Origin of the sequence: Gottfriedia acidiceleris (assembly GCF_050457485.1) — a bacterium.
Lineage (GTDB): Bacteria > Bacillota > Bacilli > Bacillales > Bacillaceae_G > Gottfriedia > Gottfriedia acidiceleris_D.
The window spans coordinates 250973-269996 of sequence record NZ_JBCMJM010000017.1; the positions used below are offsets into that span (position 1 = coordinate 250973).

Below are 19024 nucleotides of genomic sequence, written 5' to 3' on the forward strand. Positions count from 1 at the left end.
TTAAAGGTGGATCGGGATGACTAAAACGATTGTTGAAAAGCTAAACTTAAAAAAATATAAAAAAGCTACAGTTTTAAATCAACCAAGTGATGCAAATTATTTTGCAGATTTACCACATTTTGATACGGATCTACAAAACCATCCTTATGATCTGATATTTGCTTTTGTACTTGATATGGACTCGTTAAAAAAACTAGTCACAAAGATTATCCAGAATCATTATTTAGACAAAAATGGCTATATTTTTATTGCCTATCCTAAAAAAGGAAACAAAGTATATCCGACTTATATTCATCGTGATGATTTATTTGAAGGATTAGGTGCGGATGAGAGCGGATATATTGGTTCAAGTACAATTAAATTTGCTCGTATGGTTGGATTAGATGACGTCTTTACAGTTGTTGGATTAAAAGACGAATCAAAAACAAAAGCTGCGAATTCATCGAAAGCAAGTCAGTGTGTAGATGATTATATCGATATGATTCCAAATGTTGAAAAGGATTTAGAAGATTCTCCTGAATTACTTACGATCTATAAATCTCTAACTCCTGGATATCGTAAAGATTGGGCACGACACGTCTATAGCGCTAAACAAGAAGCAACGAAGGCAAAAAGACGTGAAGAAATGAAAATGGTCTTAGGTGCTGGATATAAAACGCTGGATTTATATCGTAGAGATAAAAAATAGAAGCAAAAAATCCACAAGATTATTTCTTGTGGATTTTGTTCACTGATTAGATTATTTAGATGTGCTATATTTTTTAACAACAACGAGTAACTTTACCACCTTTTGAATTAAAACGTGACTCTTGCGCTTCGATAAAGAACTCTTTTCTAGATTGAATTGGTTGATCAGGGTGTTGTGTTTTCATATGTTCAACATATTTCTCATAGCTAGGTACACCTACTAATAAACTAATAAACTGCTTATAATATTTTTTGAACTCCTTCACTTTATAGTGCATAATTTTTCGGTTCACTTTCTTCACGTTTAATGTACGGAGTTTCATGTAATTTTATCGGTTTATTAGACAATATATTGATCCAATTTCGAATCGAAGCAATTAGAACTAAAAGCACAATCACCATAAACAAGCCACAAATTGTTGCGTCAATATAGTCATTTAAAATTATTTGATTCATTTGTGCTTTACTAGCTGCTGGTGCAAGGATTTTGCCAGCATCCAAACCATCTTTAAAAACTTTAGCATGCGCTAAAAACCCTATTTTAGGTAATGCATGAAACAGCTTTTGCCAACCAGCTGTCATTGTAACGACTAATATCCAGATTGTTGGCACTAATGTAATCCATGCATATGCCTTTTTCCCCATTTTCAGCAAGATAGTTGTGCCTAGCAATAATGCAATCGCTGCAAGCATTTGATTTGCGATACCGAATAACGGCCATAAAGTATTAATGCCTCCAAGTGGATCAATAACACCTTGATAAAGGAAATAACCCCAGCCGAAAACGCAAATAGCTGTCGCAATTAAATTTGCAGGAAGTGAATCCGTCTTTCCAAATGGCTTATACACATTGCCTAAAATATCCTGCGTCATATAACGTCCAATCCTAGTTCCAGCATCAATTGTTGTTAAAATAAATAATGCTTCAAATAAAATAGCAAAATGATACCAAAAAGCCATTAGTGCTTTACCACCGATTACTTTAGAGAAGAGTGCCGCCATGCCGATTGCTAAAGTTGGTGCCCCACCAGTACGAGAAAGAATTGTTTGTTCTCCTACATCTTTGGCTAGCGTAGTCAAATCATTTGGAGCTATTGTAAAGCCCCAACTTGAAACTACTTGAGCCACTTGGTTCACGTCAGTTCCAATTATGGCAGGTGGGCTATTTATGGCAAAATATGCTCCTGGAGTTAATAAACAAGCGGCAATCATAGCCATTACAGCTACAAAAGACTCCGTTAACATAGCCCCATAACCAATAGCACGTGCATGCGTTTCACGTTCAATCATTTTAGGCGTAGTGCCTGAAGCAACTAATGCATGAAATCCAGAAACAGATCCACAAGCAATTGTTATAAATAAAAATGGAAATAGATTTCCGGCAAATACTGGTCCTGTTCCATCAATAAATTTTGTAACGGCCGGCATTTGTAAATCTGGTGCTACAATAATAATGCCAATTGCTAAAGCTAAAATCGTACCAACCTTTAAAAATGTGCTTAAATAATCTCGTGGAGCTAATAATAGCCAAACTGGAAGTACTGATGCTATAAACCCATAACCAATCAACATAAGGGCAATCGTTTCTCCCTTAAACGTAAACATTGCCGCTAAAGTTGGATTTTCTGCTACATATTGTCCTGCAAATAATGAAAGTAGTAATAAAATCACACCAATAAAAGACCCTTCTCCTACTCGGCCTGGACGTATGTATCGCATATAAATACCCATGAAAATCGCGATTGGAATAGTTGCTGCAATCGTAAACATTCCCCACGGACTTCCTGCAAGCGCTTTAACTACAACAAGTGCTAATACAGCTAATAAAATAACCATAATTCCTAATATACCTATTAACGCGATGACCCCTGTTATAGGTCCAATCTCTTCCTTAATCATTTCTCCAAGCGACTTACCATTTCTACGTGTAGAAGCAGCTAATATGACAAAATCCTGTACTGCCCCTGCAAAAACAACTCCTACTATAATCCAAATCGTTCCGGGTAAATACCCCATTTGCGCAGCTAAAATTGGTCCAACCAGTGGTCCAGCCCCTGCTATCGCTGCAAAATGATGACCAAATAATACCCACTTATTCGTTGGTACAAAGTCTTTACCATCATTATTAATTTCGGCAGGTGTTTTACGATCTTCGTCTAGTTTAAATACTTTTTCTGCAATAAACTTACTATAAAAACGATAAGCCACTGCATAAGTACAAACTGCCGCTGTGAGGAGCCAAATTGCATTTATTGTTTCCCCTCTTTTTAAAGCTAATACAGAAAAACAGAAAGCTCCAAGTATTGAAATTAATCCCCAAACTACTATTGATTTTAAAGATTTCACAACAAAGATACCTCCTTTTTCATTTATAAAAGAAAGTATATCATCAATTCAGAATTTTTTGTCAATTAATGGTAAAAAAAGTATAATAACGACAATTATACTGATTTCAAGCTAATTTTCCTTCATAAAAGTAGACGAAAGTTGTATTGAACTTATCTAATTAAAGAATTTCAAGGGAAAATACAACTTTAGTATCGCAACATTTGAACTAATCATTTTTTAAACAAAAGAAAACCAACCTAAGCATTAAAAGCTAAAGGATGGTTTTCTTTCATATTAATTAAGTTATTTTACATGTTGAATAAAATTAATGTCGATCAGCTCATTCAGCCTTTGTAGTTCTTCTTCTCCTAGTAATGTCTTCCCTTCATTTAAGGATACTAGGGCACTCTCAATTAAATATTTTCTTGGTGTTTTTGACTGCAACAATTCGTTTTGTAAAAAATCTAGTAACTCATTGTACTTTTGTTGTTCATTACTATTTAATGCTGATTTTTTCATTGTACAAATAATACTACAAAGCTTTTGTTGAAGATTTTCTTCGGTCTTTCTTACTGGTAACCATCTATCTAATAATTCCAAATTGAATAATTGCTCACCAGATTCCTCAACATCCTCAACAATCTTAATAATACGTTTTACACTATATCGGACGACTTGATCCATACTAATATTCATATCTTTGGCGAGGTCATAGTATCTCACATTATGGTGTATAATTCCTAAAAACATAATGGCACTATCTAATAAAAAATCTTTCTTCTCACTGCCAAAAATGTCTAAGAATCGTGTATACACCCAATTTAATGTCTTAAAATTACCTTCTCTTATGAACTGTTTAATATCTAAGTCATTTATATAAATTACTTCTTCAAATAGAGAAATCAATTTATTATCTCTATTTGCCTCCATTAATAAAGTTATTTGTTTAATGAAAATTTCAATGTTTGAAGGGCTCTGTCCGATCAACAACTCATTTCTTTCATGTTCAAGTTTTTTATAAATCATATTAAATAATGCGACTACTAAATCACTTTTAGACGAAAAATAATTATAAAATGTACCTTTAGAAATACCGCTATAGTCTAATATGTCTTGAATTGACGTTGCTTGAAATCCTTTTTCAATAAACAATTCATGAGCTATTTTTACAACATGCTGTTTACGATCATTCATATAATCACCTTGGTTCTAGTTAATTACTGCTTAAAAAACATAGTACATTATTTTAACATTTTTAACTAGTAAATATCTGATTAGATTATTAAAGATTTCTAATGGTTATTATAATTGCATCTAATGAATGAATGGTATATCATATTATCTTATATAGAAGATGGAAACGTAGTTCAAAAAATTGAACTAGATGTACAAAGGAGGGGGAATCATGGATCATTCCATGAATAAATCAGTTAATCCACCATATGGGATTATTACAATCTTAATGATTGGTGCTTTTATTGCTTTCTTAAACAATACTTTACTTAATATTGCTTTACCTTCTATTATGAAGGATTTGGACGTTGAGCCTTCGACTGTTCAATGGCTTTCTACTGGATATATGCTAGTAAATGGAATTTTAATTCCGACTACTGCTTTTTTAATCCAAAAATATTCTGTTAGACATTTATTTTTAACTGCACTACTTTTATTTAATATTGGTACTTTAACTGCAGGATTTGCACATGTGTTTCCTTTATTATTAGCGGGCCGTATGATTCAAGCTTCCGGTTCGGCTATTTTAATGCCATTATTAATGAACGTTATGCTAACTAGCTTCCCTGTTGAAAAACGAGGAACTGCAATGGGCTTCTTTGGTTTAGTAATGATGGGTGCACCAGCAATTGGACCAACATTATCTGGTTGGATTATTGAACATTATGACTGGAGAATGCTTTTCCATGTTGTTTCACCGATCGCATTGACGATTTTAATTATTGGCTTTTTCTTACTTAAAGATAAAAAAGAGAAATCAAATAGTACGATCGACCTTTTATCTGTTCTTTTATCAAGTATAGGTTTTGGTGGATTATTGTATGGTTTTAGTACTGCAGGAACAAAAGGATGGGATAGTCCAGAAGCTTATGTGACTTTAATCGTAGGGGTTATTTCATTAGTACTATTTATTTTGCGTCAATTAAAACTTGATACGCCAATGTTAAATTTTAGAATTTATCGCTATCCTATGTTTGCTTTATCATCAGCGATTTCAATTGTAGTTACAATGGCTATGTTCTCAGCAATGATGCTTTTACCGATTTACACTCAAACGCTTCGAGGCATAAAACCTTTTGATGCAGGCTTAATGCTGTTACCAGGTGCATTATTAATGGCAATTATGTCGCCAATTACGGGTAAATTATTTGATAAAATTGGCGGAAGAATACTTGCAGTAACTGGTTTAGCGATTATGACTGTTACTACTTATTTTTTAAGTAAATTAACAATGGATACAACTTATACACATATTATTATTTTATACTCATTACGTATGTTCGGTATGTCGATGGTAATGATGCCAGTATCAACAAATGGTTTAAATCAATTACCAAAACGATTCTATCCACATGGTACTGCCATGAATAATACTTTACAGCAGGTATCTGGAGCAATTGGTACTGCTTTACTCGTAACAGTAATGTCGAATCGTACAGAATCTAAAGCTAAAGAACTTGCTGCTGAAGCGATGAAGCATGTGACTAGTAAACCTACACCTGAAATGCTTGCTCAAATTAAGCAAGAGATCACAATGAAGGCAATGTTAGAGGGAATTAATTTCTCATTTTATGTGACGGTATTCGTTGCCGCAGTAGCACTAGTTCTTGCATTCTTTATTAAACGTTCAACAGCCGCAGAGGAACCTGTAGTGAAAGAAAATAAGAATACAAGTGCTAACTTTAAGAAAAAGTTAGCAGAGAATTAATAAAGTAATTCTTAGACTAAAAAAGTTCAACCAAAATTGGTTGAACTTTTTTACTAATTTTTATAAACAAAATAATCAAAATCAGCATGCAACCCTTGCCCACTTGTATCCTGACATTGCATTCCAACGAATGCACCTGTAAAGAAACCACCGCCTTGAATATAATCATCAGACAGTTTATATGAATAAAGTGCTACAGGTATTTCTGTCCATTCCTCTCCATCAAATGAGTAAGAGTACTTGTAAACATTCGTTTTCACATCTACTCGAAGATACACATATTCAACGTGTTCTGGAATAATTATTTCGTTGCCTTGAAGAGGTTGATCGAACTTAAAATTATCACATGTTACTAATTCAAGAATTCTGCCCTTTTCTTCATTCGAAGTTATTTGACATGAAGTCCAGTTTTGAGTGTTGTAATAATTTACTAAACCAGCTGATTGATGGAATGTACTTGGATTAAATGCTACTTTTGTTTCTGCAGTAAAGTTAAAATGTTGCCAACGTCTTGCGATAAATGACTGAGTAAATTTAGATGTTAGGGATTCTCTTCCGTAAAGACGTAGATGCCCTGGATTGTCTTTTAGTGAAACGATCTTCTCTCCTAATGGAATTCTTAAGTTTTGAAAGTGAGGGTTTAAGATTTCTGAGTTAAAGTCATCCATCTCAGGGTAATCGCTTTCCCATTTTACTTCCTCTATTTTTGGACCCTCTATTTCAAGTGAAGGACTATTCCCTCCTACTACATACGGCCAATCATTTTTCCACTCAAGCCTTTGAATAGCAGTTTCTCTTCCTAATGGACAGAAACCTCTTGGGTCTAACAACGGTTGACCTTCTCTTGGTAATGGTCTTCCTGTTAAATGCACAAGGAACCATTCATCTGTATGTGTTTGAACAATTGATGCATGTCCTGCTTTTTGAAGGGGAATTCTTGGTGCATGGAATGACGAAATTAATGGGTTTTCTGGGTGTACTTCATATGGGCCCATTAACTGTTTTGACCTAGCAATTGTAGCTTGGTGATCAAATTTCGTACCACCTTCTGCCGTTAATAAGTAATAGTAATCATTTATTTTATATAAATGTGGTGCTTCCGTCAGTTTAATATCGGTTCCTTTAAAGATAACCTCTGCTTTTCCGATCAGTTTCTGTTCTTCTACACTGTATTCTTGTAATGAAATGCCATAAAAATGATGATTTCCTACGCGATGATCCCAAACCATATTCACTAAATACTTTTTTCCATCCTCATCGTGGAATAGCGACGGATCAAATCCAGTACTATTTAAGTAAATTGGATCTGACCATTCTCCGTCAATCGTTTCACATGTTGCGAGATAGTTGTGACAATCTTTCCATTGACCTTCAACTACCTTTACATCAGTGTAAATTAACCAAAACTGTCCATCACGATAAGATAATGCAGGAGCCCAAATTCCGCCAGAATCTGGATTACCTGTCATGTTTAATTGACTTAAACGTTTCAAGGGTCTTGATGCTATGCGCCAGTTCTTTAAATCCTTTGAATGATAGATCCCTACTCCTGGAAACCATTCAAAAGTTGAAACTGCAATATAATAATCTTCCCCAACTCGGCAAATACTTGGATCCGGATTAAATCCCGGTAAAATTGGATTACTGATTTTAGCCATTTTAAACTCCTCCATATACATCTATATAGTTCAATACATTACTTATTAGTAAGCACCTTTGATAAAGTCAGAAACATTTTTTTGATAGAAAAGCTCTAATTGATCTAATTCTGCTTTCGAAAAAGATTGTATATTCATTGCTTCTAAGTTGCCATCCACTTGGCTTTGGTTTCTAAATCCAGGAATTACACATGTAATTTCCTTTTGATCTAAGATCCATCTAAGTGCTGCACTTGCCATCGATGACCTTCCTTCAGCAATCCAGTTAATTCGATTTACCAATTCTACTCCTTTTTTAAAGCCCAAGCCTGCAAATGTTTCTCCGATATTAAAGGCCGCTCCATTTTCATTAAAGTTTCGGTGATCATCTTCCTCAAAAATATGATCAGTCTTATACTTTCCAGATAAGAGTCCACTGGCTAGAGGTAACCTTACAAGAACTCCAACCCCACGTTTATAAGCCTCAGGTAGTAATTCTTCTAATGGTTTTTGTCTAAAAATATTAAAGATAACCTGTAAGCTTTTCACATTTGAGTTTTCTAAACAAATCATTCCTTCTTCAACCGTTTCAACGCTAACCCCGTAATGGCGGATTTTCCCTTCACTTTTTAAACGGTCAAGTACATCAAATACTTGTCCATCCTTTAAAATTTCAGTTGCTGGGCAATGTACTTGATATAAATCGATCACATCTCGATTTAAGCGTTTTAGACTATCCTCGCAATAAGACTTAACCTCTTCATATGAGTAATTTTCCGGTGAAAAGATATCACCTTTTCGGCAAAACTTTGTGCCGATATAAATTTTGTCTTCAAGTCCTTTTGTGGCTTTAGCTAACAGTTCTTCGCTATGACCATCTCCATAAACATCTGCAGTATCAAAAAAATTTACACCTTGGTCGATTGCGTGCTGTAATGATTTTAAAGCTTCAGTATCATCTGTTTTTCCCCATGCTCCACCAATTGCCCAAGTTCCAAAACTTACCTCACTAATCATTAAACCTGTATTACCAAGCTCTCGATAATTCAAGTAAAACTCCCCCTCTAGTGTTATCTTTAGCGTCTTATACTACTTTCTAAATTCAGATAACATTCTATTTAGTTCCTTCGTGTTGGAATAAACTTGCTTATAAATAGAATAAAGCTTCTCATATTGTTTAACATTTTCACTAATTGGTTTATATGAAGTGATTGGCTTTATAAACTCTTCCGCACACGCCTCTAATGATTCAAACCAATTACATCCATAAGCAGCAAGCATCGCTGCACCCATTCCAGGACCTTGCTCGCTTGAAAGCTTAATAATTGCCGCATTAAAAATATCTGCTTGCATTTGAAGCCAAATAGGATTTTTAGCACCGCCACCAATTGAAATAATTGAATCTATCTTCTTACCGTTATTTCGGAAAATTTCAATTGACTCATTCAATGAAAAAGTAATGCCTTCCATGACAGACCTTGCAAAATCACTTCTCTTATGTGCTGCATCCATACCGATAAAACATCCTCTAATAACTGAATCCGCATGTGGCGTTCTTTCACCAACCAAATACGGAGTAAACATTAAACCATTTGATCCAATTGAAACACGATCAACATCATCTAATAGTTGTTCGAAATTCACACCCTCAGCAAAAGTATCTTTAAACCAGCTTAATGAAAATCCTGCGGCAAGCGTTACACCCATTGAATAGAAAGCATCTTCTTTACTATGGTTAAAATAATGAACTTTACCTTTGAAGTCGTGTTCTCCATGCTCTTCATAAGAAAGAACAACTCCTGAAGTACCAATACTACATAGCGTATTGCCTTCTTTTAAAATACCTGAGCCAATTGCACCACAAGCATTATCGGCTCCTCCTGCAAATACTTTCACTTCACGACTAATTCCTGTCAAATTAGAAACCTCTTTTGTAATTGTTCCGACACAATCATGAGACTCGATAATTGGTGGGCAAAGATGTAAAGGAATATCGAATTTAGTACATATTTCTTCACTCCACTGCTTATCTTTTACGTTTAAAAGTAATGTTCCAGCAGCATCCGAGTATTCAGTATGAATTTCTCCAGTCAGACGATAACGAAGATAGTCTTTAGGCAATAAAAATACTGCTGCCTGATGAAAAATCTCCGGTTCAATTTCCTTTACCCATAAAAGCTTTGGTAAAGTAAATCCTTCAAGTGCTGGATTTTTCGTTATTTCAAGTAAACGTTCTTTGCCAACTATTTCATTGATCTTTTCACATTGCTTAGTCGTTCTTGTGTCATTCCATAAAATTGCATTACGAAGGCTTTCATTTTCTTTATTCAATAGCACTAGACCATGCATTTGCCCTGAGAAGCTAATCCCTTCTATATCATTCGGATGACCTTTAAAATCTCTAACTAGTTCAGCAAGTCCGTCGATTGTTTTTTCAACCCATTCTTCTGGATTTTGTTCACTATATCCGGATTTCTCTTGTATTAATGGATAGGCACGAGATACTTCTTGGCATACCTCTCCGGACTGATTAACTAACAAAATTTTTACGGCACTTGTACCTAAATCAATACCAACTACATATTTCATAACAATCATCCTTTTATTGTTTTTTTAGCATATCGTATGAGAAAAATGTGCTGGAAATAAGAGTTTCCCAGCACATTTTATGGTCAAAAGATTTTTAAACTGTTGCGAATTCAGCAATCACTTCTAATAAATATTGGTTTAACACTGATTTAAGACGTTCTTCACGACCAGATTTATTTTGGATATCACCCAAATTTAATGCATAAGCTTCAAGTGTATGGAAACTTGCCTTATTCTCTACGATTTCTTTACCAATACCATAAGTGAAGCTGCTATAACGATCTTCAATAAAGCTTTCAAATACTTTATCTTCAATTAGTTTATTAGCTACTAATGTGCCAATTGCAAAGCTATCCATTCCAGCTATATGTGCATGGAATAAATCTTCTACATCAAATGATCCTCTTCTAACTTTTGCATCAAAGTTCAGGCCGCCTTTTCCTAAGCCACCATTTTTTAAGATTTCATACATTGCTAATGTAGTAGAGTAAAGATCTGTAGGGAACTCATCTGTATCCCAACCAATTAACTTATCACCTTGGTTTGCATCAACTGAACCAAGCATTCCATTAATTCGAGCAACGCGTAATTCATGCTCAAATGTATGACCAGCAAGGGTTGCATGATTTGCTTCAATATTGAATTTAAACTGTTTCTCTAAACCATTAGCTTGTAAGAAAGCTAGTCCAGTTGCCACATCAAAGTCATATTGATGCTTCGTTGGTTCTTTTGGTTTTGGTTCGATTAAGAACTGACCATCGAATCCGATTTCTTTTGCATAATCTACAGCCATATGGAAGAAACGCGCAAGGTTGTCTTGCTCAAGCTTCATATCTGTATTCATAAGCGTGTCATAACCCTCACGCCCACCCCAGAATACATAGTTAATTGCACCAAGCTCTTTTGCAATTTCTAATCCTTTTTTCACTTTTGCAGCTGAATATGCAAATACGTCCGCGTTATTAGAAGTAGCGGCTCCATTTACATAGCGAGGATGAGTAAACATATTTGCCGTGTTCCAAAGCAATTTAGTTTTACTTGTTTTCATATATTCTTTTATCATTTCTACAATGACATCTAAGTTTTTATAAGTTTCACCTAATGTATTTCCTTCAGGGGCAACATCTGAATCATGGAAACAGAAGAAAGGAACATCTAATTTTTCATAGAACTCAAATGATGCTTCTACACGTGCTTTAGCAAGATCCATTCCCGTTAAATGGTTCCATGGACGTTGCATTGTACCTGTTCCAAATGGATCTGAACCATCCGCAGTAAATGTATGCCAGTAAGCAACTGAAAAACGAAGTAAATCCTCCATTTTTTGGCCATTAATTATTCTTTGAGGATCATAATATTTAAATGAAAATGGATTTTTTGATTTAGGACCTTCGAATTTAATTTTGTTAATATTAGTAAAGTAACTCATGCTTAATTCCTCCTAAAATAGTAGTTTTGTATTTTATGACTTATGTGAAATGACAATCCATGTGCGCAATACTTTCATATCATCTGGCTCAATTCCCTGTAAGCCAGTCAATTCTCCATTCACTTCAAGATTAGGAGCGTTAGTTACCCACGTGTAAGGCTCAGGGCATAAAAAGCCGCTTCTCCCATCTTTGTTATAAACAACCCAATGCTTAAAACTTTGGTCAACGGTATAATTAATCTCAATTCCTGTTGAATTGTTTGTTATTTGTGCCGTTTGTAGGCCACTGTTATTAGGACTAGATAGAAAAACATCATCTAGCTCTAGCCCGTACAAGCTCATTCCTTCACTCAACTCATTTTTGTACTCAACATCTTCTAATTCTCCTGTTGGTAAAAATCGATCATTTAGTTTCCAACGTTTATCGACTGGAAGCTTAAAGATTGAAGTTTCTTCTGGGAATACGAAACTAGTATGATATCCAAATCCAAACGGTAAAACTTCATTACTTTTATTAATAATTTCTGCTTTTTTAGCGAATAAATTATCATTCAGAATAAAGCTCATTCTTATCACAAAATGATGTGGGAATTGAGTCATTACATCTTCATGCTTACTTGAATCAAACTCAGTAATAATTTTCACCGTTTGCTCATTAACTTCTACACTCGAGATATTCCACTCCCTTGTGTGAATAAAACCATGAATGTGATTTTGCTTGTCCATTTCATTAATTTCAAATTGATACGTTCTTTTGCCAAATCGAAACTTACCTTGATCGATTCGGTTTGGAGGGAACAGGATTGGAGTACCGTAAAGAACTGGATTATTCAAATACTCCTCGGTTGAGTTAGGGACCCTTAAAAGCTCAGTATTTGATTTTTTATGAACCATGGAAATCAAGTTTGATCCCCATCCGGGAATAATGATAATCTCCAATTCACTATTACCTGCTTTAATCGCTGGTTCATTTAAAAAAGAGATTTCCTCAGCATAAGTATTCATCTAGATTCCCCGTTCTGTCATAATTTCTGCACTTAGACTTTACTAGCCTTACCTTGTCTTTGGTCTATTCGATTAAAGCTATACATACCACAGAACATGAAAATCCAAGCAATTGACACGACACTAAAGAATGGAATTAGTCCTGGTTGGTACATCAACAAAAATAATATTGCGATTAGACTAACTATCATTAGTAAAGTAATGTGAAAATGAAAAACACTTAAAAAGAATGCATTTTTTAAATAGTCTTTAAGTTTAAATTCGTAATGTACATATAGTGGGAAAATATAAAGGAAAACCATTAAATAAACTGCCACAATGATTAACAAAGGGATGATTAAGATAAATTGGAGCACCCCTTCAATCGTTCGAATGTAAAATACATCAAACGCTAGGAAGATACCACTACAAATGAATACCAAACCAAGTTTATTGGAACTTTTAAATTCATTCAGGAAGACACTTAAAAAAGTTCTCCAAATCGGAAGATCAGTATCTTTTACTATCCATTTACGAACAATTGTAAATAGGGCTACTGTAGCAGGGAAAAAACCAAATATGACTAGTCCTGCAATTGTAAAGAGGAACCATAGTAGATTAACATATGCTAATTTCATAACCCACTCACATAGCGTAAACAATTTACCCATTGTTTTTCCGAGTATCATTTAATCACCCTCCTTTACTAATTCATTTTAGCTTTATCTAATGCAGTTAACCTTTTACTGACCCAGAAGCAATTCCTTCTACAATTCGATTACTTAATATAAGGAAGGCAATTAGGATTGGTAGAATACTAATAACTAACGTAGCTCCAATTGCTCCCCAATCAGTCGTATACTGTCCAATAAAGTTTTGAATACCAACCGTGAGTGTTTTAAATTGATCTGAACTTATAAATGTATTAACAAAGACAAACTCATTCCAGTTGTAAATCATATTAATAATTGCTGCAGTAGCAATTACTGGTGATGTCATTGGTAAAGTAATCTTAAAAAAGATATGATTAATTGATGCTCCGTCCATAATCGCTGCTTCTTCTACCTCTCTAGGAAGAGCTTCGTAAAAACCAATTAAAATCATAATCGTAATTGGCAAGTTAAAAGCTGTGTACGTAAGGATTACCGAGAGTGGATTATCAATTAAATTTATTTTTGTAAAAGTATTAAATAAAGGAATCAATGTAGAATGGACTGGGATCATTAAACCTACCATAAATAATCCCAATACCCATTTACTTGCTTTCCAATTCATTCTTGTAATGGCGAAGGTTACCATACTTGCTAATACAACCGTTAAAATAACGGCAGCGATTGTATAAGTCACACTGTTAAAGAAATATTGACTAATGTTTCCCTCAGTCCAAACTTTCGTGTAATTCTCCCACTTTGGGCTTTCAGGTAAAGAAAAAGGTGACATATTGAAAACTTCTTGGTTATTTTTTAGTGAAAAAAGAAATAGCCATATGATCGGAAATAGTTGAAAAATCGCTACGATTATAAGGAAAAGATACATAAATCCGTAAGCAATTTTATTAAAAACACTATTCTTGCTTCGGTCAGTTTTCTTTTCAGTTACAATGGCTTGAGGTCCTGTAGCTCTTACCGTATCCACTTAAAATCCCCCTTTCTTTTAGTAAATGTCATTATTTGCTTCAGTAAACTTACGAATAACCCAAGTAACTACTAAACAAATAACTAATAAGAAAAATCCAATTGCACTTGCATATCCAAAATCAAAACCTTTGAATGCTTTTTGATACATATAGGAAGCCATTACTTCACTTGAACCATTAGGGCCCCCACCTGTCATAACATAAATTAAATCAAAATATTTAAGTGATCCAACGACAGCAAGAACAATCGTTACTTTCACAACATTCATGATTAATGGTAATTTTATTTTTAATGCGATTTGAATTGGTGTTGCCCCGTCCATTCTTGCAGCCTCTATTAGAGATTCCGGAATATTTTTAAGAGCTGCATAGTAAATCAGAATATAAAAACCGGCGTACTGCCAAATAATTGGAATAATAATCGCATATAATGCTAAGTTTGTTTCTGCTAACCAGGCTGGAGGATTATCAACTCCTAGAGAAACAAGTAAGCTATTTAGAATACCGTTAGTAGGATGATAAATTTTAAGCCAAAGCTGAGCAATTGCTACAGAAGCAAGCAGCATTGGAATCAGATATATTTTTCTAAGAAGGTCTGCACCTTTAATTTTTCCGGCAAGTATAAATGAGATGAACAAATAACCAATTAAACTAACTGCTGAAAATACTGCCAATAAAAAGGAGTGGAAAGCACTTTTCCAAAATAGAGGATCATGTAATAAGTGGGAGTAATTCTTTAAACCTATGAACTCCTTTTCCCCAATTCCATTCCATTTCATTAAGCCAAAGTATCCAGTTTGTACGATTGGAACGTAAATCAAAGCAAGGATCAGAAAAAGAGCTGGTGTAATATACAAGGCGATTATTTTTTTATTTGACATAGCTTTATTCACTTCGATTCAACTCCTTCCCCTATATTTAAAAATCAAGGGCATATTACAATGAATCCATATGCCCTTTTCATTAGTCAGAATTTATTTATCTTCTGCCTTTAAAGCTTCTTCATGTTGTTTTGCAAAGTCTTTTGGTTTTACTTCATTTCCAAATAAAGATTGGATTAAGTTTAAGTGAGTTTCTGCTACAGAAGCACTCATTTGAACGTCAGCAAATAGTGTTAAGTTACTAGCTTTATTTAGCTCATTTAACACATCAATATATAACGGCGGTAAATTTACTTTTGAAGTATCAACCTTAGTCGCTGGAATTACACCCGCTTTTTCAACAGATTGCTCTCCCCACTTCTCTACAAAGAATTTAACAAAGTCTTTAGCTTCAGCTTTAACTTTTGAATGCTCTGCTACGAATAAACCTACTCCAGGGCCGCCAACCCAGCTGTTAATATTTCCTTTTCCGCCTTCATAAGTAGGGAATTTAAAGAAACCTACGTTATCACGGAAATCTTTTGGAATTTCTTCATTTGTCGTAAAGTTTGGAAGCTCCCATGTTCCCATTAAGTACATAGCTGCATTTCCATTTAAGAATTCAGATTTACCTTCATCATTCGATAATCCATTAAAACCTTTATTAAATGCATTTTCTTTAACTAGGTTTTGAACCTCTGATGCCGCTGATACAAGTGCAGGATCTTCGAATGTTCCTGTACGGTTAATTGCTTTATTTAGTACATCAGCTCCACCAATTCTGTCTGCCAAATACATATACCAAAGTGAACCTGTCCAACGATCTTTATTTCCTAAAGCGATTGGCGCAACCCCATTTTTAGCAAGTGTTTTAACAACGTTTTGGAATTCGCTATAAGTTTGTGGTACTTGAAGGTTATATTTTTCAAAAATTGCTTTATTGTAATAAATTGGAGCGATGTTTAGCTCTAGAGGTAATCCATATGTTTTTCCATCGATTGCATATGCTTCTGTTGTTCCGCTTACAAAAGAATCTTTTAATCCGTTATTTAACACATCATCTAAATCAGCAAAAAGGCCACCTTTTACAAATGGTTTCATATATCCTGCTGCCCATGTAAACCCGACATCAGGAAGTTCATTAGAAGAAGAAAGAACTTTAATCTTATTCTTGTATTGCTCATTTTCAAGAACTTCTACTTCGATTTTTACATCCTTATGTTCAGCCTCATATTGCTTAATAATGTCAGATACAATTAAATTTTGTTGCTTAGAACTACCAGCTGGCCAAAGATGCATAAACTTAATTACTTTTTTGGAACCGCTTTCAGTTGACGCGTTATTTGATTTACCACAGCCAGTTAAAGCAACCATCAGAATAAGAACTAGTGCTAACATTAATGAAGACGCTTTCTTAAACATGTCTAACCCCCATTTTTTTGAATTTTTCGTTACAAGTAAATTCTAGCACTAAAAAAAAAACGCGGTAAGGTAACCACGATTGGATAAAATTCCACTATTTTTGGATTAGTGAATCATCAAGTTCCGACACTTTTCTAAATTTACTAGGGGTAATACCCTCGTAATCCTTAAAGATCTTAATGAAATATTTAGCTGTCTGATAGCCTACTTCCAGTGCAATTTCTTCAATTTGTAAATCTGTTGTCAGTAGACGATTTTTTGCAATTTGTAATCTCTTTCTAGTCAAATACTCACTAAATGTTAGCCCCACCTGCTCTTTAAATAACACACTAAAATAGCTCGCATTTAGATGTACCGCTTCTGCTACATCCTTTAATGAAATTTGATTGCTTATATTTTCATTAATAAAGGTCTTTGCTCCGTTAATTGAGTTAGAGCGGTTATTAACTTGATCTAGTTTTAATAATTTCTGATCAGTCACTTTTTCCATATATTCAATCCGTTCAATATTTGCTTCCTTTTCAAGCGCTTGCTCAATAGCCTCAATTAACTTTTGTTTACTTACCGGTTTTAATAAGTAATTTACAACTCCTAAACGAATGGCCTCCTGGGCGTATTCAAAGTCAGGGTGTCCAGAAATAATAATTGAAACAAACTTATGTCCTTTATCCTTTAGGTTTTTTAAAAGCTCTAAACCATTCATTTCAGGCATACAAATATCAGTTACTAATAGATGAATTTTTGTTCTGCTCATCTGTTCAAATGTTTCTTGACCATTTGCCGCACTAAGAATTTCAAATTTACCGTTTGACCATTTCTCTAATGTTTTTTTTAATCCTTGTCTAGTCACTTGTTCATCATCAACAATTAGAATCGTTTTTATATCCAAATTATTCTCCACCTTTGTCTGGAACTTCGAATAATACAGTTGTACCTTTGCCAATCTCACTTTCTAAACGAAGGTCACTTAAGTCAGATCCTTCGTAATATAATTTGATTCTTTTATTTACATTAGTAAGCGCCATACCCATCCCTTTAAAGGACGATACATTATCATTTTTAATTGCTAAATTAAGGGCATTAAGAGCTTCTCTATTGATCCCTGGTCCATTGTCCTTAACAGCCACTAATAAATTAGATGAGTCATTAATCCGTTTAATCTTCACTAAAACAAACCCTTGTTCTCGACTACTTTCAATACCATGCATAATGGCGTTCTCAACTAAAGGTTGGATTAGCAGTTTAGGTATTTTAATAGCTAATAGACTTGGCTCAACAGATATCTCCCATAACAACCGTTCTCCTAATCTCATTTTCATAATTTGTAAATAACGTTCAATTTGGTCGAGAGCAGCTTGTATAGTTACCCATTCACTACTGTTTGCATTGCCAATTGTATAACGAAATAATCCCGACATTGCAATCACTATTTCTGCTAAATCCTCCTCACCTCTATCATCTAAAGACCAGTAAAGTGCATTTAGCGTATTATAAAGGAAGTGCGGATCAATTTGGGCTTGTAGCGCCTTCAACTCAGTTTGACTACGAAGTAATTCTTTTTCATAAACGACCTGTATTAAATGATTAGTATTTTCTACCATCTGGTTATATGTTCTATTTAATTCAATAATTTCTAATGAAGCTGCGCTTTCCTTGTTAATTTTCAACTCGTCCATTTTCGCATTCTTCATTGTATTTGTAAGTTTCTTTATCGGTCTTGTGATCATTGTTGCTAAAATAATTGATGAAATGACAAAAATGATAAATCCAATCGCACCAGATAAAAGGGTCGCTTTTCTTACCGGTGTTACCCGCTCATTTAAAAAGCTTGTAGGTTTTAATATAACAAGGGTCCAGCCTGTTTTTGTAGATGGTTGCGTAACAATCATATATTGTTTTTTATTTATTTTTATCGATTCGTATCCTTCTAATAAAAACTTTTGAATATCAATGCCGTAATTATCCGTTATCGGAGCTAAATCCCTATCAAGAAGCATCATATAATCCTTCTCTCCAGGAGATAAATTACTTTCTTCAACCTGAAAGTAACTATTAAGAATTCTTACGACTAAATATCCTCCATTTGAAAACCATCGATCCATTAAACTTACTCTTCTTATTGCATAAGAATAGTTACTATTTTTAGGATCTTTCCCTACCCACACTAATCTTCCTTTCTCGGCTTCTGCTTCCTTTACCCATTTCTCATCGATTACACTAGATAAATTTTTTTCGCCGAATGGAAAAATACGATTACCTTCTGAAGAATATAGCTCAAAAGAAGAGATTCCATTTGAGTACGCTAAAAAGTTATTTATGACTCTAATTAATGATTGTCTTTTTGCAAAATCAACACTTTCTCCGTTTTTCAATCCAAGTAATATTTGTTGAACTGTCTCATTGGTCATTAATTGATTTGATAACGTGTCAATTTGCTTATACAAGGTTTCCATTCTTCCATTTGCTTCAACAGCCGTTTGTTTGATTTGCTTCTCTGTTGTATCTTTCATT

16 protein-coding genes are annotated in these 19024 nt (G+C 34.3%); 2 read left to right on the top strand and 14 right to left on the bottom strand.

What is annotated here, in order from left to right:
* The first annotated feature begins 16 nt into the window (after nt 1-16).
* The gene (locus tag ABEY15_RS18885) at nt 17-688 is read left to right on the top strand and encodes a YdeI/OmpD-associated family protein (protein WP_429891657.1); all 672 of its coding nucleotides are present in this window, start codon (nt 17-19) and stop codon (nt 686-688) included.
* A 73-nt stretch (nt 689-761) separates the two neighbouring features.
* On the opposite strand, the gene ABEY15_RS18890 is transcribed toward ABEY15_RS18885, so the two are convergent.
* The 3 genes from ABEY15_RS18890 to ABEY15_RS18900 form a co-directional block, all read right to left on the bottom strand.
* Nucleotides 762-965 (bottom strand): YbdD/YjiX family protein, encoded by a 204-nt coding sequence (locus tag ABEY15_RS18890; RefSeq protein ID WP_056469068.1) that lies wholly within the window; start codon nt 963-965, stop codon nt 762-764.
* Nucleotides 955-3033, bottom strand: a complete 2079-nt coding sequence (locus ABEY15_RS18895) for a carbon starvation CstA family protein (protein WP_429891658.1) — start codon at nt 3031-3033, stop codon at nt 955-957. The genes ABEY15_RS18890 and ABEY15_RS18895 overlap by 11 nt, the downstream gene beginning before the upstream one ends.
* Before the next feature lie 285 nt (nt 3034-3318).
* Nucleotides 3319-4209 (bottom strand): TetR/AcrR family transcriptional regulator, encoded by an 891-nt coding sequence (locus tag ABEY15_RS18900; RefSeq protein ID WP_429891659.1) that lies wholly within the window; start codon nt 4207-4209, stop codon nt 3319-3321.
* Between the two features lie 211 nt (nt 4210-4420).
* Here ABEY15_RS18900 and ABEY15_RS18905 point away from each other — a divergent pair, with 211 nt between their 5' ends.
* Nucleotides 4421-5956: a DHA2 family efflux MFS transporter permease subunit gene (locus ABEY15_RS18905; protein ID WP_429891660.1), complete on the top strand. Its 1536-nt coding sequence runs from the start codon at nt 4421-4423 to the stop codon at nt 5954-5956.
* Between the two features lie 53 nt (nt 5957-6009).
* Here the strand turns inward: ABEY15_RS18905 and ABEY15_RS18910 are convergent, their stop codons facing one another.
* The 11 genes from ABEY15_RS18910 to ABEY15_RS18960 all read right to left on the bottom strand — a co-directional run bounded on the left by ABEY15_RS18910 (nt 6010) and on the right by ABEY15_RS18960 (nt 19023).
* Complete coding sequence (locus tag ABEY15_RS18910) at nt 6010-7614, bottom strand: glycoside hydrolase family 43 protein (RefSeq protein ID WP_429891661.1); 1605 nt, start codon at nt 7612-7614, stop codon at nt 6010-6012.
* A gap of 45 nt (nt 7615-7659) precedes the next feature.
* Complete coding sequence (locus ABEY15_RS18915; protein ID WP_429891662.1) at nt 7660-8643, bottom strand: aldo/keto reductase; 984 nt, start codon at nt 8641-8643, stop codon at nt 7660-7662.
* A gap of 39 nt (nt 8644-8682) precedes the next feature.
* Nucleotides 8683-10182 carry a xylulokinase gene (xylB, locus tag ABEY15_RS18920; protein ID WP_429891663.1) on the bottom strand — a complete coding sequence of 500 codons (1500 nt, stop codon included), beginning with the start codon at nt 10180-10182 and terminating at the stop codon, nt 8683-8685.
* A gap of 94 nt (nt 10183-10276) precedes the next feature.
* The gene (gene xylA / locus ABEY15_RS18925; protein ID WP_429891664.1) at nt 10277-11611 is read right to left on the bottom strand and encodes a xylose isomerase; all 1335 of its coding nucleotides are present in this window, start codon (nt 11609-11611) and stop codon (nt 10277-10279) included.
* A gap of 33 nt (nt 11612-11644) precedes the next feature.
* Entirely contained in the window at nt 11645-12616 is a 972-nt protein-coding gene (locus tag ABEY15_RS18930; RefSeq protein ID WP_429891665.1) for an aldose 1-epimerase, read from the bottom strand.
* Nucleotides 12617-12648: 32 nt separating this feature from the next.
* Entirely contained in the window at nt 12649-13284 is a 636-nt protein-coding gene (locus tag ABEY15_RS18935) for a YesL family protein (RefSeq protein ID WP_429891666.1), read from the bottom strand.
* 46 nt (nt 13285-13330) lie between these two features.
* The gene (locus tag ABEY15_RS18940; RefSeq protein WP_387326040.1) at nt 13331-14146 is read right to left on the bottom strand and encodes a carbohydrate ABC transporter permease; all 816 of its coding nucleotides are present in this window, start codon (nt 14144-14146) and stop codon (nt 13331-13333) included.
* Between the two features lie 102 nt (nt 14147-14248).
* Complete coding sequence (locus ABEY15_RS18945) at nt 14249-15124, bottom strand: carbohydrate ABC transporter permease (RefSeq protein WP_429891667.1); 876 nt, start codon at nt 15122-15124, stop codon at nt 14249-14251.
* A gap of 81 nt (nt 15125-15205) precedes the next feature.
* On the bottom strand, nt 15206-16513 hold the full coding sequence (locus ABEY15_RS18950) for an extracellular solute-binding protein (protein ID WP_429891668.1): 1308 nt from the start codon (nt 16511-16513) through the stop codon (nt 15206-15208).
* A gap of 94 nt (nt 16514-16607) precedes the next feature.
* The gene (locus tag ABEY15_RS18955) at nt 16608-17402 is read right to left on the bottom strand and encodes a response regulator transcription factor (protein WP_429891669.1); all 795 of its coding nucleotides are present in this window, start codon (nt 17400-17402) and stop codon (nt 16608-16610) included.
* A gap of 1 nt (nt 17403) precedes the next feature.
* Nucleotides 17404-19023 (bottom strand): sensor histidine kinase, encoded by a 1620-nt coding sequence (locus tag ABEY15_RS18960; RefSeq protein WP_429891670.1) that lies wholly within the window; start codon nt 19021-19023, stop codon nt 17404-17406.
* Nucleotide 19024 lies beyond the last annotated feature (1 nt).

Excerpts from the sequence above, each read along its gene's own strand:
- ABEY15_RS18885 (WP_429891657.1), top strand. The coding sequence starts at position 17 with ATGACTAAAACGATTGTTGAAAAGCTAAACTTAAAAAAATATAAAAAA.
- ABEY15_RS18890 (WP_056469068.1), bottom strand. The coding sequence starts at position 965 with ATGCACTATAAAGTGAAGGAGTTCAAAAAATATTATAAGCAGTTTATT.
- ABEY15_RS18900 (WP_429891659.1), bottom strand. The coding sequence starts at position 4,209 with ATGAATGATCGTAAACAGCATGTTGTAAAAATAGCTCATGAATTGTTT.
- ABEY15_RS18905 (WP_429891660.1), top strand. The coding sequence starts at position 4,421 with ATGGATCATTCCATGAATAAATCAGTTAATCCACCATATGGGATTATT.
- ABEY15_RS18910 (WP_429891661.1), bottom strand. The coding sequence starts at position 7,614 with ATGGCTAAAATCAGTAATCCAATTTTACCGGGATTTAATCCGGATCCA.
- xylB (WP_429891663.1), bottom strand. The coding sequence starts at position 10,182 with ATGAAATATGTAGTTGGTATTGATTTAGGTACAAGTGCCGTAAAAATT.
- xylA (WP_429891664.1), bottom strand. The coding sequence starts at position 11,611 with ATGAGTTACTTTACTAATATTAACAAAATTAAATTCGAAGGTCCTAAA.
- ABEY15_RS18930 (WP_429891665.1), bottom strand. The coding sequence starts at position 12,616 with ATGAATACTTATGCTGAGGAAATCTCTTTTTTAAATGAACCAGCGATT.
- ABEY15_RS18935 (WP_429891666.1), bottom strand. The coding sequence starts at position 13,284 with ATGATACTCGGAAAAACAATGGGTAAATTGTTTACGCTATGTGAGTGG.
- ABEY15_RS18950 (WP_429891668.1), bottom strand. The coding sequence starts at position 16,513 with ATGTTTAAGAAAGCGTCTTCATTAATGTTAGCACTAGTTCTTATTCTG.
- ABEY15_RS18960 (WP_429891670.1), bottom strand. The coding sequence starts at position 19,023 with ATGAAAGATACAACAGAGAAGCAAATCAAACAAACGGCTGTTGAAGCA.